The organism is Picosynechococcus sp. PCC 7003, from assembly GCF_001693255.1.
GTDB lineage: Bacteria > Cyanobacteriota > Cyanobacteriia > Cyanobacteriales > MRBY01 > MRBY01.
On sequence record NZ_CP016474.1, the window covers coordinates 2,503,058 to 2,519,027 of the forward strand.

The following is a 15,970-nucleotide window of genomic DNA, read 5'->3' on the forward strand; positions in this document are numbered from 1 at the left end:
GCACCGTTGCGACGGCTTAAAAGGTGAGCACTAGGATAGAAAATCATCAGTCGCAGCGGGGCACTTATGAATTATTACGAGATTTTGGGGATTCAGATTACGGCCAATCAACGAGAAATTAAAACGGCCTACCGACGCAAGGCGATCGCCCTCCACCCAGATACCCTAACGATTAATACCCCTGCCGATCAGCGGAAACAAGCCGAGGAAGACTTTAAGGAGCTCAATCGCATTTACGAAATTTTGTCTAATCCGGAACAGCGGCAAAAATATAACCAAGATCTCCAAGGCACGGAAAAAGCAGATCTATTACGCACCGTCCGGCAACTCCGGGATCAAAAAAATTTCCAGGCGGCGATCGCCCAGGCCCAGAGCCTCTACGGACAATTTCCGACCGATCCCCAATGTGCAGATCTCTATGGCGAAGTGCTGATGCTCTACAGTCGCCAGTTACTCGACAACAATCCGGTGGCGATCGCCCCAGAGATTAAAACCTATCTAGAATTAGCCCTGTCGGTGGTGCACTCACCCCAGATCAAACAGCAGATTCAGCAGCTCCTTGCTCGCTTTGAAAAAACAGCAAACCAAAAAAAGACAACCCAACATCCACCCGATAGTGAATCTTCCCCAGAGTCAGCTAACCTGATCAACACCAAGCGGGCGATCCAACTCCTCAAGGCAGGGGAAGCCGGCATCAAAGCCTGGAACCAATTCCGTGAATATGAAACCTATTTGCCCGACCTCGCTGGTGCTGATTTGAGCGGCATGGATCTCAGTCAGACCAATTTGCAGGGGGTGAATTTACAAGGGGCCGATCTGAGTCAAGCGAACCTAGGAGGCACAAATTTAAGTCAGGCCCAACTGAAGCAGGCGAATTTAACAGGTATTAACGGCGAGTTGGCTAACTTTAGCCAGGCGGATCTGACAGAGGCTAACTTAACCGATAGCTGCTTGGTAAACGCTGATTTTAATCAGGCCAATTTAACCGCTGCAACCCTCAATCAAGCCAATGCCTACCGCGCCAACTTTCAGGGGGCCAATCTCCAGAATGTGCATTGGTGCGGGGGCAATCTGGGGGAAACCAATTGTCTCCAGGCGAGCTTTGCAGGGGCGATTCTGAACCAAACCAACGGCAAAAAAGGCAACTTTACAGCGACAACATTTACCAACAGTCAATGGGAAGGGGCGGTGTTAGTGGATGCTGATTTTTCCCAAGGGAATCTGGAGCGGATGGAGTTGGCCAATGCAAATTTGTCGAACGTTAAATTTATCGGGGCGAGGCTCTGCGGCACAAACCTCAATGGCAGCGCCACCCAAGGCAATAAAAAATATCCTTATCACCAGGGCAGCGTTGATTTTTCTGGGGCCGATTTGTCCTGTGCCACCTGCATTGAAACGGTTTTTCTCAAGTCAAATTTCAGCAATACCCGTCTGCAAAATACCAATTTTGACCAGGCAGATCTCAGTGGCAGTAATTTCCAGGATGCGGTGCTCCACAACACGAGCTTTCTGGGGAGCAACCTGCGCGAAACTGATCTCAGCGGCACGAAATTTTATTTTGCCTACGTGAATGATCAGACGAAAATTACCGGGGCAAAAGGCATTTAACCAGGGGAGCCATAGCCACCGCCCCCGGGGGTCTGGATCTCTAGGCGATCGCCTTTTTCCATGGCAACTTCAACGGTTCCCGGTAAGGTTATCTCTGTCCCATCGGCGCGGATCACTTTATTTTCACCCCGTTGACCTGGTAAACCCCCCTCTAACCCAAAGGGTTGCACTTGCCGCCGACTAGAAAGAATTGCCGCAGTCATCGGTTCCCGGAATTGCAAGCGGCGGATCACCCCGTTCCCGCCGTGAAATTGTCCTGGGCCGCCACTATTTTTACGAATCGAAAATTCCTCTAGGAGCACCGGAAAGCGCCATTCCAACACCTCTGGATCCGTCAGGCGAGAATTGGTCATGTGGGTTTGGACGGCATCGGTGCCGTGAAAATGGGGGCCAGCGCCTGAGCCGCCACAAATGGTTTCGTAATATTGATAATGGTTGTTCCCAAAGGTGAAATTATTCATCGTTCCCTGGGAGGCCGCCATCACCCCCAAAGCACCATAGAGACAATCGGTGATATTTTGGGACACTTCCACATTACCTGCCACCACCGCCGCTGGATATTGGGGGTTAAGCAAACAGCCTTCGGGAACAATTACCTTGATCGGCTTGAGGCAACCATAATTTAACGGGATATCATCCTGCACCAAGCTCCGAAAAACATACAATACCGCTGCTTGGGTCACGGCTTTCGGGGCATTAAAATTTGTCGTCGATTGGGGGGAAGTGCCCGTGAAATCTACCGTGGCCGTTTGCTGCTCGCAATCAATTTTGATACTGACCTGGAGGCGATCGCCATGATCTAGGGCAACGGTAAATTCTCCATCCCGGAGTTGTTGAAGCTGCTGTTTTACTGCTTGTTCGGCGTTATCCTGCACATGCTGCATATAGGCCAAAACCATCCCTTGACCGTAATGGTGCACCAGCCGTTGCAGTTCCTGGAGTCCTTTTTCGTTGGCGGCAATTTGCGCCTGGAGATCCGCTAGATTTTGGGTTAGATTGCGCACAGGATAGGCCGCTTCGGTAAACAATTTCTCAACGGTTTCCGTTTGGAATTCCCCCTGTTTCACAAGGCAAACATTGTCAATCAAAATCCCTTCTTCTTGGATCTGGGTGCTTTGGGGCGGCATAGAACCCGGTGTTATGCCCCCTAGATCGGCGTGATGGCCGCGAGATGCAACGAAAAATAAGGGTTTGGCCTGGGTCTTTTCCCCTTGTCCCGGCGCGAAAACAGGCGTAATCACCGTCACGTCCGGTAAGTGGGTGCCGCCGTTGTAGGGATTATTGGCCATATACACATCCCCCGGTTTGAGGCGCGCGCCGTGGGCTTGGATCAGGCTATAAACGCTCTCACTCATGGAGCCGAGGTGGACGGGAATGTGGGGGGCATTGGCGACGAGGTGACCCTGGGGATCAAAAATCGCGCAGGAAAAATCTAAGCGCTCCTTAATATTCACCGAGTAACTGGTGTTTTGCAGGGTGACTCCCATCTGTTCGGCGATCGCCCGAAAGAGATTGTTGAAAATTTCCAGGGTGACGGGATCCGGTTGGCTAAAGTCTGTTGATACAGATTTAATTTCTGGGGATATGTCACTTACTTTTTCGAGGATCAGGTGATTGTATTCATTTAAGCGACCTTGCCAACCGAGCTCAATCACATTGGTGCCGGTTTTTTCAGTAATGAGTGCCGGACTGGGAATCACGTCACCGGGTCGGAGAATGGCACGATCATAAACGGGGGTTTGTTGCCATTGGCCATCGCTGAACATGGCAACGGTTTCAAGCGGCTTGGGCTGACCGTTAGTGTGTAAGGTTTCAGGTGTTTCTGGCACAGTTTGAGTGGCACAAATGAGTTCCAAGCTAATGGATTCGACGATCAGGGCTTTATCTGGTAACGTGAAACCGTAACGTTGTTGGTGTAGAGAGGAGAACTCTGCCGCCATTGTTTTTTGATCGGCAAAGGTCACAATTAACGTCGAGTCGGTGCCCTGGTATTTGAGATGGGCCTTACATTCTTCGAAAATTTCCGCTTTGTTTGGGGGATGTTGTTGGGTAAGTTCCTCGGTGGCCTGGTGTTTAAGTCCATGAAATTCTGCTTCTAGTTCAGGGAAAAGGTCTGCTTCTAAAACTTTTTCAATGGCTTTTTCTTTCAAAATACGAATTTCTGCCAAACCGATCCCATAGGCGGATAACACTCCCGCAAAGGGATGAATCACAATGGTTTTAATCCCCAAGGTATCAGCGATCGCACAAGCATGTTGACCCCCGGCTCCACCGAAACAACAGAGGGCATAATCACTCACATCGTGGCCTCGTTGCAGGGAAATTTGCTTGATCGCATTGCTCATATTTTCCACGGCGATCGCCAAAAAACCGGCAGCAATCTCGGCGGGCTCTTGCGCTAGAGCTTGGGCGAGGGCTCGGAACTTTTCTGCGACAATGGCGCGATCTAAGGGGGCTTTGCCCTCTGAGCCAAAAACCTGCGGAAAGAAATCCGGCTGAATTTTTCCCAACAGTACATTGCAGTCCGTGACCGTCAGTGGCCCCCCTTTGCCGTAACAGGCTGGCCCCGGATGCGCCCCGGCAGATTCTGGCCCGACCCGAAACCGCGCCCCGTCATATTGCACTAGGGAACCGCCCCCCGCCGCCACGGTATGGATCGCCATCATCGGTGTTTTTAAACGCACCCCGGCAATTTCTGTTTCAAAGCTACGTTCGTAGCTGCCATCGTAGTGGGCGACATCGGTGGAGGTTCCCCCCATATCAAACGTAATAATTTTCTCGAAGCCGGCGATCGCACAGGTTTTGACTGCCCCGACAATGCCCCCAGCTGGTCCAGATAGAATACTGTCTTTGCCTTGAAATTGCTGGGCTTCTGCTAATCCCCCATTGGATTGCATAAACATCAGCTTTGGCCTCTGCCCCTCCGCCTGGAGATAGCTCGCCACTTGATCCACATAACGGCGCAAAATTGGCGACAGGTAGCCATCCACCATTGTTGTGTCACCCCGACTGATCAGTTTGATTAAAGGGCTCACTTGGTGGGACAGGGAGATTTGCGTAAAGCCAATATCTTGGGCGATCGCCCCAATGTGTTGTTCGTGGTCGGGGTAACGGTAGCCGTGCATCAGCACCACGCCACAACTGCGGATCCCTCCATCAAAGGCCTGCTGTAAATCTTGGCGCACCTGCGCGAGATCCAAGGGCTGCAAAATGTGACCCTGGGCGTCAATTCTTTCTGACGCTTCGATCACCCATTCATAGAGCATCTCCGGCAGCTTGATCTCTAGGGCAAAAATATCGGGGCGATGTTGATAGCCAATTCTGAGGGCATCCCGAAAGCCCTGGGTGATCACGAGAACTAGGCGATCACCTTTCCGTTCTAACAGGGCATTGGTGGCCACCGTCGTCCCCATCTTGATCACGTCGATTTGTTCTGTGGGGATCGGTTGATCCGGACTGAGACCCAATAAATCCCGGATTCCTTGCACCGGTGCATCGGGGTAACATTCTGGATTTTCCGACAGCAACTTATGGGTAACCAGCTCGCCATTAGGGCGTTTCGCGACGATATCCGTAAAAGTGCCGCCCCGATCAATCCAAAATTGCCAGCGAGAAGAAGTTGTCACCATAATATTGTCGGTTTACGGGTCTGGAATTGCCCATCAAAGTCTTTCTATTGTGCGGCGGTTTTGTTGCCCTTGCAAAGTTTGATGGCCCCATAAAAAACTTAAGGACATTAGGTTTAATCCCAATGCCCCGCCAAAATCACTGTTGTAGAAATGACTTGCTTCGTTGTTTGTCGTCTCGTTAATGGCTGGCGATCGCCCCTGACTGAATCTCAGATGACTTCGATTTCCTCTTCCCGGAGGTGGGCCGCATATTTCGGGTCGAACCGGACTTTGATTGGTAACGTTGCGGTGATCGGGCGGCCGATAATCGTTTCGATGGTCCCTTCCATACCTTTTAGATCAAAGGCTTTTTTCCGGTTTTGGGGGTGGTTGTACACAATGACAGATGCCGTAACACGGATGCGATCGCCAACGTTCATAAACCTTTCTTGTCCTCTCTCGTACAAATATCTCTAAAGCTCTCTGGAGAGCAAACAGTTTTTCCATTGTACATAGCCATGGGCTTCCTACCGCACTGTTTTTTTGGAACTGGCGATCGCAAAAAGCCTATCCATAGCGCAGATGTAAATATTGTTGCGTGAATCGCTTGATTCCCAGGGGGCACGGGCAAAATAAAAACAGAATGCCCGTTACCGAAGGATGCGTGCCCATGAAGTTTTGGTTTACCCTGCTCCAATCTCTGCCTGACCTGAGCACTATGGAGGTAGAGTTACTCGATTCCGAAATCGATACCCAGGCACTGCGGCTTGATCCGCGTCCCACTTCTCCGGTCTCTGCCACCCTGACCCCGGCCCAACTCCCCGTTAGTGGCGCGTTGATCTTTCCCGGCATTATCGTCACCCTGATTGTGCTCTTTCTGATGAGCATTTGGGCCTACACCAGGGTCTATGTGATTACCCCCAATAACGAAGCCTTTGTCCGTACCGGGGGCGTGATCCGCAAAAAGAAAACGGTCATTCTCAACGGGGGCTGCATTGTTCTACCCGGCTTCCATGAGCTGACCCGGGTGCCCCTGCGGGAAATTTCCATTGATGTCGAACGTACCGGAAACCTTGCCGTGCGGACCCAAGATTACCTGCGGGCGAATATGCGGGTAACTTTTTATGTTTGCATTAATGCCAATGAAGAAGATGTTTTAGTCGCCGCCGCCAGACTTTCGAAACAGGGCCGCATTTCCGAAGTAGATATTAAAGAAGCCCTGGAGAAAAGGGCCGATGACGCGATTCGCGCTGCCGCCAAGCGCAAAAGCATCGCCGAAATTGATTCTGACAAACTGGGATTTGCGGACGAGGTTTTGAATCTCATCCAGCAGGATCTCAAGAAAGTGGGCCTGACCCTTAATAATATTGCCATTTCTGAAATCGAAGAAAGCGACACCTACGATGAAAATAATTTCTTCGATGCCCAAGGCGTCCGTCTCCGCACGGAAACAATCCAAAAATCCATTAAACAAAAACTTGATGTCGAGCTAACGGTACTCAAGGAAAAGCGGGAACTGGAACTCAGCACCAAGGTGGAAATCGAAGAACAAGAACTGGCCGCCGAACAAAAATCCCTAAAGCTTGCAAAGGCAAAAGAAGAGGCCAAGCTGAATCAAGCAAAGGAAATTGAGTTTCTCAAGGCGCAACAGGCCCAGGAAATTCAGGCATCCCAGGATCAAGAGTTAGCCAAGATTGAACGAAATCGCATCCTCCAAGAAAAGGCCGTCGAAGAAGAAAAAATTCAACAGAAACTTTCAATTCAGCAAAACCAAATTGCCGCCGATATTTCCCTAGAGCAGCAAAATAAAGCCCTCAAAATTGCCATGGCGGAGGCGGAAGAAGAAGCAAAAATTGCCCAACAACAGGCGGCGATCGCCATTGCCAACAAAGAAAAAGAACGCCTTGCCGCAGAAGCAGAACGCACCCGAGCCGAAGAAGCAGTGGCTACCTCCAAGGCCGTCGAACAGGCGAACCGGGAGCAACGCTTGGCGATTATTGATGCCGAAAAAGAAGCGGATCAAAAACGGATCGCCGACCAAAATGTGGTGGAAATTGATGTGTTCCGGCGGCGGCGTCAAGCAGAAATTGCCCGTCAAGCGGCGGAACTAGAAGCAGAATCGATCCGCACCCTAGCCGATGCCAACCGTTACCAGGCCCTCGCTGAAGCCCAGGGGAAACAAGCTTTAATCGAAGCGGAAAATGCCCTGAGCAATGCCAACCGTACTGCCGAATTGATGAAACTCTTTTTGCCGACCCTGGCCGACCAACTGCCAGACATCATGAAGTCCCTCGCCCCCCAACCCGGTGTACTGGGCGATGCGAAGGTGTTTGCCTTTCCGGGCACCAATGGCGATGGGGCAGGCTTAGGGGATATTAATAAATTGTTGCTCTCGACCAGCGGTTTATCGTTGGTGAATGGTTTGTTAGAAGACGGTAAGCTGGGGGCGCTGTTGGCCCAGGTGAAAGGCCTGTTACAGGATAACAATGCTGATACCAGTAACAACGCAGTGCTGCAAAATGTGGAATCTCTCCTGGCCGAGTTAAAGGAGAAAAAGACAGCGACGACATCTCCCGAACCCCCACCATTACCCACAGCTTTTGTACCGCTGCCCAATGAGGCAAAAGATTCTGAAGGTGCGTAATCTTGTGAGGGATTTTTAAACTCAATTTTCCAAAAAGGCGATCGCCAACCGAGCGAGGGAATACGCTACGATCACAAACGATGTAAAGTTAGCGGCAAACCAGGCGTGCAGTACAGTTGGCAGAAATTTGGACTTTTGAGTGGGTTATTGGTTCTCTTGGGGAGCTGTGCCCAATTGGGCAATTTGGAAGAAAGCTTGGCCCCTGATCCGCGCCTTGTAGAACAGCAGGAACAAGCCGCTGAAACCGACCCCCCCGCAGATTCCTCCTTACCGACCGATTTTCCAGCAGAAATTCCCCTCTACCCTGAAGCAACCCTCATTCAAGCAGAAGACAAGACTACCGTCTGGGCGATCGCCGATAATGTCCAGAGCCTCGAAGCCTTTTACCGGAAAGCTTTTAGTGAAGCCCCCTGGGAAATTGTCGAGTCCCCTGCTGCCGCACCGGATAATCTCTTAGAAATTGTGGCTCGCACCAGCGACCTGGAAGTGACCCTGTCCCTGTCTGAAGCCGCTTCTCCCACGACCAATGACTCCGACCAAGCTGTTGCGGGCACCACCTTCGCCCTGAGCTATCGCGCCCTAAGTACCACCGGAACTGACGATACCGCCCCCACTGATACTTCAAATTTGCCTGCGGATACTGACCTTGCGGCCCAGGTACAGGATCTCATTGCCCTCAAGGTTTTTACCGCTACTGATTTTCAGGCCGATACGGTGATTACGAGGCGTCAATTTGCCCGCTGGCTCTTCAAGGCCCACAACGCCATCTATGGCGATCGCCAAAACCAACAAATTCGCCGCGCCAATAGCAACAGTAAACCGATCTTCACCGATGTGCCGGCCAGTGACCCCGACTTTCCTTTTATCCAAGGCTTGGCCGAAGCGGGGATTATTCCTTCGACCCTCACCAACGACACCCTTACAACGTTTCGCCCCGATGCCCCCCTCACCCGGGAAAGCTTGATCGCCTGGAAGGTGCCCCTCGACCGTCGCCAGGCTCTGCCCCAAACCAGCCTCGATAATATCGCCGAAACCTGGGGCTTTCAGGATGCCCCCAAAATTGACACCAGAGCGCTCCAAGCCCTCTACGTGGACTTTCAGAACGGTGACCAAGCGAATGTGCGGCGGGTATTTGGCTATACCACCCTCTTTCAGCCCCAGAAAACGGTTACCCAACAGGAAGCGGCGATCGCCCTATGGTATTTCGGTTACCAAGGGGACGGTCTATCTGCTGCCACCGCCCGTGGCGATCGCCAAGCCCCGAACCAAACTGCTGATACGGAGACTAATGCCCCAGCCTCCCAAGACCCCTAACCAAAAAAAATTCCCCAATCACAACCGCGACTGAGGAACCCATTGTTTGAGGTTTAGACGAAACTTGTTAGTTGCTCGCCGGAGACAGATCAGCGTCGGTACTGCCCTTAGTGCGGCGACGGGTCAAGGTATTGAAAAGCATCACACCGATGGCCTTAACGAGGTTTCCTTCCAGCTCTTTGAACATATTCATATTCATGCCAAAGGCATCATTGGCTTCCTGAACAATCTGTTCTGCTGTTTCTTCCGGCACATCCAAGCTGTTCATCGCGGCCCGGTACTTATCCTTAAAAGCCTTCTCGTCGGAGATATGCTCAAACTCATAGAAAGCAGTTCCTTCGCCGTCGAGGTTCATCGCATTTTGGGCAATTTTTTTGAGGATTTGCCCGCCAGAAAGATCGCCCAGGTAGCGGGTATAGGAGTGGCTGACTAATAGTTCCGGCGCAGTCTGGGCCACTTCATGGATGCGATCCACATAAGCCTGACCAGCGGGGGTGATTTTCGCTTCGGCTTGCCAGTTGGAGCCAAAATAATAGCGCAGATCCGTTTCGAGACTTTGTTTACGGTTTAACTCAGGGAAATAAATTTGGGAGACGACGGGATGATCCTTGAGGCGCTCCATCTCCTCTTCCATCGCCGAGTAAACATAATAAAGGTCTGCCACAAGCTTCCGGTAGGATTTTTTCTCCACGACTCCCTTCAGGAAGCATTTCACGAAGCCAACGTTTTCCGCCATCGTGTGGGAAGTTTTCGTTCCCTCTCTTAACATTGTTGCTAGGTTAGCGACCATAGAAATAAGTCCCTTGTTCTTACTGAAAATGAATAGATATTAAAAGGTTTGTTAAAGAAAGTTAACAAAATTAAAAGACTGCTCAGTTTCGTAGGTTAACTGGTTTTATGGGTTTATGCTATTAAGTTTTTTTACGGAGAAATAGATACATTTTTGTCAAACTTTCGAGGGCATATCGTTGAAATAAGACAGGATTTAGGGGGTTCTGCCCTGGCGATTAGAAGCGATTTTCGTTAGAGAGATCGAATGTTTATGACCCGGAATAATCTGCTGGGAAATCCATGTGATTTTGGTGCCCTTTCCGGGGCGATCGCCATGGAAGTTAATCCTCGTTACAGTGATGGGAGAAAGGCAGCGCCCTGAACGAATTACATCATGGAAAAAAAGGGGAGAGATTTTCGCGCTTATTACGTTGCCCTTAGAGGTTGTCCGAGAAGTATCCAAATGTTGTTAGCCCCTAAATCCCCCATGCTGGGGGACTTCATTTGCTTAATATCTGAGCAGTTCCCCCCAAGTTGGGGGGCGAGGGGCTTTTTAGACATCCTCTTAGGTGGGGCATCAGAGGTTCTCATTCCTGACTCATTCCTGAAGGCATTGCCAGTATGGACGAGTCTTTATGGTCACGATTCTGGGACGTTGTCGAATCTTGAAAAATCTGCGTCAACATTAACAGTGCGCACAATAACTACAGTTCAGCAAGAAATCTAAACTTGCATTATCTCGTATGGCACTCAGCAACGCATGACATAGAACATAAAACAATCCCAATGGGAATAACAGTTTTTAACGTCTAGTGGAACTTATAAAAACAGATTAATGGCAAAAGAAAAAATGGGATTTTGGTCAGTGACCGCTGTCGGAATTGGCGGCATGGTCGGCGGCGGCATTTTTGCAGTATTAGGTTTATCGGTAGAGTTGGCTCAGGGGGGCGCACCCATCGCATTTGTGGTCGCTGGCTTAATTGCTTTGGTTACAACTTATGCTTACGTACAGCTGTCCCTGGCATTTCCCAGCCGTGGAGGCACAGTCACTTTCTTAAATAAAGCCTTTGGTACAGGCTTTTTTACCGGCAGTATAAATCTGTTGCTCTGGTTGAGCTATATCGTGATGTTATCTTTGTATGCCTCTGCATTTGGGAGTTACGGAGCCGCTTTTTTCCCAGAGTCGGTGCAGTCACTCATGCGCCATATCTTGATTAGTGGATCCATTATCGGCATTACAGGGCTAAATTTGCTTAGCGCAGACGTGATTGGCAAAGCAGAAAGTTGGATTGTGGCGTTTAAGTTGCTAATTTTGCTGGTTTTTATTGGTATTGGCGTTCAGGGAGTGGACGTAACGCGTTTAGAACCGCAGAATTGGGCTGATCCTTTGGCGATTGTCTCTGGCGGTATGATCATTTTCCTGGCGTTTGAGGGGTTTGAGTTGATGGCCAATACCGCTGAAGAAGTACACCATCCAGAGCATGTATTGCCTCGAGCCTATTATTCTGCAGTGGGATTTGTCTTGGTACTGTATCTGCTGATTGCCGGCATCACCGTCGGCTCGTTATCAACGGATAAAATTATTGAGGCGAAGGAATATGCGTTGGCAGTGGCAGCAAAACCCTTTATGGGTTCTGTGGGGTTTACGATGATTGCGATCGCCGCATTATTATCTACAGCTTCGGCATTAAATGCGACTCTTTATGGCACCTCTCGGCTCAGTTACATTATTGCGAAATCTGGAGAATTACCTGCAGCATTAGAAAAAAAAATTTGGAATCAGCCAATTGAAGGATTATTGATTACAAGTGGACTGACCTTGGTGATTGCCAATAGCTTTAATCTTTCCGAAATTTCGACGATGGGCAGTTCCGGTTTTTTACTGATCTTTGCGGTGGTTAATTTTGCGAATGTACGACTACACCGTCAAACCAAGAGTCATCAATGGATTTCCTTGATTGGAACAGTGGCCTGTTTGGGAGCAGTAATTGTACTACTTTCAGAAACAGCTCGAACCCAACCACAGCATCTTTGGGTAGTAGTCGCGATGGTTGGTCTAGCCTTTGCAATCGAGGGTATTTATCGAGGTCTTAGTCAACGGCAAATCCATCTTTTCCCCTCGGATACTCGTACTGATGACCCATCTTGAACGTGGACTTAGTAGAAGGCTTACATCTAGTGTGTATTTAGACAAAACTATCAATTCAGGTTATTGGCCGTAATTTTCACTAGGGCAAATCCCCTATCTTGGATCAGGAGTTACGGCGATTTAATTGCATCCTGAAATACCGAGATCCCCACTAAAAAGGCAGCATGGACACGGGGCTATTTCGTTTGATTGCGTAACTCCTGAAGGAGAAATTTACTTCCAGCCAGCGCGGTCCATTAACATAACGGCTTCCGCATTTTTTTCACCAAAACTTTCGAGGGGTAGATCCGAAGCGGTCCAGTCACCGAACTCGGCCACCACGTCATTGGGGGCAACGCTATCTACCACAGGGTATTCATTGTTATTGTTGGCGAAAATTTCCTGGGCTTCTGGGGTCACCATAAACTCTAGAAATTCTTGGGCCTCCTCAACGTTCGGTGCATTGGCGATAATGCCAGCCCCACTGATGTTGATGTGAGTACCGCCTTCACCTGCGTTTTGGTTCGGGAAAAATGCGCCGATATTGGCCACAATCTCTTGATCTTGGGGATCTTCAGAGGCGCGCAGACGGGCGACGTAGTAGCTATTAACCAGGGCGACACCACACTCACCGGAAGCAACAGCTTGAATTTGGGCAGTGTCGTTCCCTTCCGGCTCACGGGCAAAGTTCGCAACTAAACCTTGTACCCATTCTTCGGTCGCTTCAGCGCCTTTTTCGACAATTTTCGCGGCCACGAGGGACTGGTTATAGGTATTGCTGGAGCTACGGATACACACTCGACCTTCCCATTTCGGATCAGCGAGGTCTTCGTAGGTAGACAGTTCAGTGGGATCAACGGTTTCGGTGTTGTACACGATAATTCGCGCCCGTTTTGTCAGACCAAACCAAGTATTGTCGCTACTGCGCAGGTTTTCGGGAATGGCACTAGTCAGCACTTCGGATTCTATGGGTTGCAGTAGGCCATCCTGTTGGGCACGCCAAAGTCTCGCCACGTCTACGGTAATCAGGACATCGGCGGGGCTATTTTCTCCCTCGGTTCTAATCCGTTCTAGGAGTTCGTCGTCACTGCCTTCAATGAGATTGACCTGAATGCCGGTGGCTTCGGAAAATGCTTCGTATAGTTCTGCGTCGCTGTCGTAGTGCCGTGAAGAGTAGAGGTTAACTTCGCCGGTTGCTTCGGTGGAGGGGGTACCGGGATCAGGGGTTGTGTCGGTGGAATCATTGTTATCGGTGGTTGGGGTGCAACCGGTGGCGATCGCCAAGCCAAGAAAAAGTCCACAGAGGGACAGGGAACGGGATTTCATAAAGCGTTGTAATTGAGAGATGATGTTATCAAGGTAATGGTGATTTTAGCAGCTACTGCAACTTCTTCTCAATACATTTTTGTTTTTTAAGTAAATTAGTCATCAAGATGGAACAGTATTACTGGGTGGCCTGGTCACAAATCAAGGGGATCGGCCCAAGTCGCCTCAAAAAAATTTGGCACGGTTTCGGTTCCATGGAACGGGCCTGGAAGGCTTCTGGGCAGGAATTAGGGGCAGTGGATGGCTTAGGGGATAAGTTGATTCGCCTGATCCTGGCTGGGCGATCGCCTTTGGATCCAGAGCGGCTTTACCATGAGCACCTTGAGAAAAACCCGCAATTTTGGACGCCAGCGGATCCAGAGTACCCAAAGTTATTGTTAGAAATTCCCAGTCCGCCACCGCTGCTCTATTACCAAGGCCAAGTCAAGCTGTTAGAAAATCAGGGTCAAATTCCGGCGATCGCCATGGTGGGCACTAGACATCCTTCGGAGCACGGCAAACGCTGGACCGGACGGATTAGCAAGGCCCTCGCCCAGGTGGGATTTTCCATTGTGTCGGGCATGGCCCAGGGAGTGGATGGCATTGCCCATAGCGCTTGTCTCCAGACTGGGGGACGCACCATCGCCGTGTTAGGCACTGGCATTGATCAAATTTATCCGGCCAGCCACCGTAATTTGTACAACGAGATTCTGGCCCAGGGCTTAATTTTGAGTGAATATCCGGCAGGGACGAGACCCGACCGGAGCCATTTCCCTGCTCGAAACCGCATTATTGCCGGGTTGACCAGGGCTACCCTGGTGATGGAAGCGCCCAGTCGTTCTGGTTCCCTGATTACGGCCCACTACGCGATGGATTTTAACCGCGAGGTTTATGCCCTGCCCAATTCCCCCGAACAGCAAGCGGCCACGGGTTGTTTGGACTTGATTCGGCGGGGGGCCGGCATGATCCTAGGAGAAACGCAACTGATCGAAGAATTGGGGGGATTGCCCCAATTGGATGAAGCTTCCCCTCAACTCAGTTTGCCATTCACAGCGCCGACGGTTGAGCCGCCCCCTCAACCCAGCACAGATTTTCGTCAAATTGCCCCAGAGTTACTTCCCCTTTGGCAGGCGATCGCCCCTGAACCCACGGCCTTTGATTTAATCGTTGTCCAGTCTGGCATGGGAGCGGATCAGGTTTCGGCCACCCTGTTGCAATGGGAACTCGAAGGATTGATTACCCAACTGCCAGGGATGCGGTACCGTCGCCTTTAGCGCAGATCTTTATCTATTTATTTTTGTGGGCCTTCATCGTGCGCACAAATTTCTCAAAGAGGTAGTCGGCATCGTGGGGGCCGGGGCTAGCCTCGGGGTGATACTGCACCGAGAAGAAAGGCAAGGTTTTATGTTCTAGTCCGGCAACGGTGCGGTCATTGAGGTTGAGGTGGGTAATGGCGACATCTTCACCGAGGGATGCTTCGGTGATCGCAAACCCATGATTTTGACTGGTAATTTCAATCTGTTTTTGCTTGAGACCAGCGGGTTGATTTAAGCCCCGGTGCCCAAATTTGAGCTTAAAGGTCTCTGCTCCTAAAGAAAGCCCGAGAATTTGGTGTCCCATACAGATACCAAAGGTGGGTTTTTCGGCCTTGAGAATTTCTTTCACTGTGGCGATGCCTTCGGTGACTGCGGCCGGGTCTCCAGGGCCATTGGAAAGGAAAATCCCATCGGGGTTATATTCAAGGATTTTTTCAGCGGGGGTATTGGCCGGAACAACGATCACCCGACAGCCATAGCTCGCCAAACGGCGCAGAATATTGCGCTTGACGCCAAAGTCAATGGCAACGACGGTGAGTGCCTGGGTTTGGGTTGCACCATTGCTAAATTCCCAATGGTGATCGGTAATTTCCGTCCATTCGTAAACGCTATCGGTGGTGACATCCTTGACGAGGTTTTGGCCTTCCATAGAGGGAATGTCTTGGAGTTGGCGGAGGAGTTCTTCGGGGTCAAGGATTTCTGTGGAAATAGCACCATTCATCGCCCCAGATACCCGCAGGCGACGGGTTAGATCTCGCGTATCAATGCCATAGATACCCACGACTTGGTGTTCTTTGAGGTAGTCCGGTAGGGCTTGGGTCGAACGCCAGTTACTGGGTCGGGGGGCAATGTTACGGGCGATCGCCCCTTTCACTTGGGGACGGCTGGATTCTTCATCCTCAGGAGTTACGCCGGTATTACCCAGCTCAGGATAGGTGAAAGTCACGATCTGGCCACGATAACTGGGATCAGTGAGGACTTCTTGGTAGCCCGTCATGCCTGTATTAAAAACGACTTCCCCAAAGGTGGTACCTGTCGCGCCAAATGACCGTCCGTGGTAAGTGGTGCCATCGGCTAAAACAAGGAGGGCGGGTTTTGCTTTCACAAGAGACATGGGCGGATTGACCTTCGATATATGCGTAACTTCTGCTGCTCAATCTTACTTGATCCGTTCCCTTCTCTACCGCTCCCAGGGGCGATCGCCGTTAATTTTTCTTGACCTTAGGCTCTCTACTCTCCCGGTTGGCACTGGATCGATGTAGAAGATTTGGGAAGC

General features: G+C 50.5%; 10 protein-coding genes. 5 read left to right on the forward strand and 5 right to left on the reverse strand.

Features of this window, described 5'->3' with window-relative positions:
- Positions 1–66 precede the first annotated feature (66 nt).
- Positions 67–1,608: a pentapeptide repeat-containing protein gene (locus tag AWQ21_RS11915; RefSeq protein ID WP_065714721.1), complete on the forward strand. Its 1,542-nt coding sequence runs from the start codon at positions 67–69 to the stop codon at positions 1,606–1,608.
- Here the strand turns inward: AWQ21_RS11915 and AWQ21_RS11920 are convergent.
- Positions 1,605–5,237 (reverse strand): hydantoinase B/oxoprolinase family protein, encoded by a 3,633-nt coding sequence (locus AWQ21_RS11920; protein WP_065714722.1) that lies wholly within the window; start codon positions 5,235–5,237, stop codon positions 1,605–1,607. The two genes, AWQ21_RS11915 and AWQ21_RS11920, sit on opposite strands and share 4 nt — an antisense overlap.
- 209 nt (positions 5,238–5,446) lie before the next feature.
- On the reverse strand, positions 5,447–5,656 hold the full coding sequence (locus AWQ21_RS11925; RefSeq protein ID WP_012308107.1) for a ferredoxin-thioredoxin reductase variable chain: 210 nt from the start codon (positions 5,654–5,656) through the stop codon (positions 5,447–5,449).
- Between the two features lie 230 nt (positions 5,657–5,886).
- Here AWQ21_RS11925 and AWQ21_RS11930 point away from each other — a divergent pair, with 230 nt between their 5' ends.
- Positions 5,887–7,860: a flotillin family protein gene (locus tag AWQ21_RS11930; RefSeq protein WP_065715333.1), complete on the forward strand. Its 1,974-nt coding sequence runs from the start codon at positions 5,887–5,889 to the stop codon at positions 7,858–7,860.
- A 105-nt stretch (positions 7,861–7,965) separates the two neighbouring features.
- Positions 7,966–9,174 carry an S-layer homology domain-containing protein gene (locus tag AWQ21_RS11935; RefSeq protein WP_065714723.1) on the forward strand — a complete coding sequence of 403 codons (1,209 nt, stop codon included), beginning with the start codon at positions 7,966–7,968 and terminating at the stop codon, positions 9,172–9,174.
- A gap of 67 nt (positions 9,175–9,241) precedes the next feature.
- Here the strand turns inward: AWQ21_RS11935 and AWQ21_RS11940 are convergent, their stop codons facing one another.
- Positions 9,242–9,964: a heme oxygenase (biliverdin-producing) gene (locus AWQ21_RS11940; RefSeq protein ID WP_065714724.1), complete on the reverse strand. Its 723-nt coding sequence runs from the start codon at positions 9,962–9,964 to the stop codon at positions 9,242–9,244.
- 816 nt (positions 9,965–10,780) lie between these two features.
- On the opposite strand from AWQ21_RS11940, the gene AWQ21_RS11950 reads away from it, so the two are divergent.
- Positions 10,781–12,094, forward strand: coding sequence for an APC family permease (locus tag AWQ21_RS11950; protein ID WP_065714726.1), 1,314 nt, complete (start codon positions 10,781–10,783; stop codon positions 12,092–12,094).
- A 213-nt stretch (positions 12,095–12,307) separates the two neighbouring features.
- Here the strand turns inward: AWQ21_RS11950 and AWQ21_RS11955 are convergent, their stop codons facing one another.
- Positions 12,308–13,399 carry a Fe(3+) ABC transporter substrate-binding protein gene (locus AWQ21_RS11955; RefSeq protein WP_065714727.1) on the reverse strand — a complete coding sequence of 364 codons (1,092 nt, stop codon included), beginning with the start codon at positions 13,397–13,399 and terminating at the stop codon, positions 12,308–12,310.
- Positions 13,400–13,506: 107 nt separating this feature from the next.
- Between AWQ21_RS11955 and dprA the strand changes: the two genes are divergently transcribed.
- Entirely contained in the window at positions 13,507–14,652 is a 1,146-nt protein-coding gene (gene dprA / locus AWQ21_RS11960) for a DNA-processing protein DprA (protein WP_065714728.1), read from the forward strand.
- 13 nt (positions 14,653–14,665) lie between these two features.
- Here dprA and carA read toward each other — a convergent pair whose 3' ends face one another.
- Positions 14,666–15,808 (reverse strand): glutamine-hydrolyzing carbamoyl-phosphate synthase small subunit, encoded by a 1,143-nt coding sequence (carA, locus tag AWQ21_RS11965; RefSeq protein WP_065714729.1) that lies wholly within the window; start codon positions 15,806–15,808, stop codon positions 14,666–14,668.
- Positions 15,809–15,970: the final 162 nt, after the last annotated feature.

Excerpts from the sequence above, each read along its gene's own strand:
- AWQ21_RS11955 (WP_065714727.1), bottom strand. The coding sequence starts at position 13,399 with ATGAAATCCCGTTCCCTGTCCCTCTGTGGACTTTTTCTTGGCTTGGCG.
- AWQ21_RS11915 (WP_065714721.1), top strand. The coding sequence starts at position 67 with ATGAATTATTACGAGATTTTGGGGATTCAGATTACGGCCAATCAACGA.
- carA (WP_065714729.1), bottom strand. The coding sequence starts at position 15,808 with ATGTCTCTTGTGAAAGCAAAACCCGCCCTCCTTGTTTTAGCCGATGGC.
- AWQ21_RS11920 (WP_065714722.1), bottom strand. The coding sequence starts at position 5,237 with ATGGTGACAACTTCTTCTCGCTGGCAATTTTGGATTGATCGGGGCGGC.
- AWQ21_RS11925 (WP_012308107.1), bottom strand. The coding sequence starts at position 5,656 with ATGAACGTTGGCGATCGCATCCGTGTTACGGCATCTGTCATTGTGTAC.
- AWQ21_RS11930 (WP_065715333.1), top strand. The coding sequence starts at position 5,887 with ATGAAGTTTTGGTTTACCCTGCTCCAATCTCTGCCTGACCTGAGCACT.
- dprA (WP_065714728.1), top strand. The coding sequence starts at position 13,507 with ATGGAACAGTATTACTGGGTGGCCTGGTCACAAATCAAGGGGATCGGC.
- AWQ21_RS11950 (WP_065714726.1), top strand. The coding sequence starts at position 10,781 with ATGGCAAAAGAAAAAATGGGATTTTGGTCAGTGACCGCTGTCGGAATT.
- AWQ21_RS11940 (WP_065714724.1), bottom strand. The coding sequence starts at position 9,964 with ATGGTCGCTAACCTAGCAACAATGTTAAGAGAGGGAACGAAAACTTCC.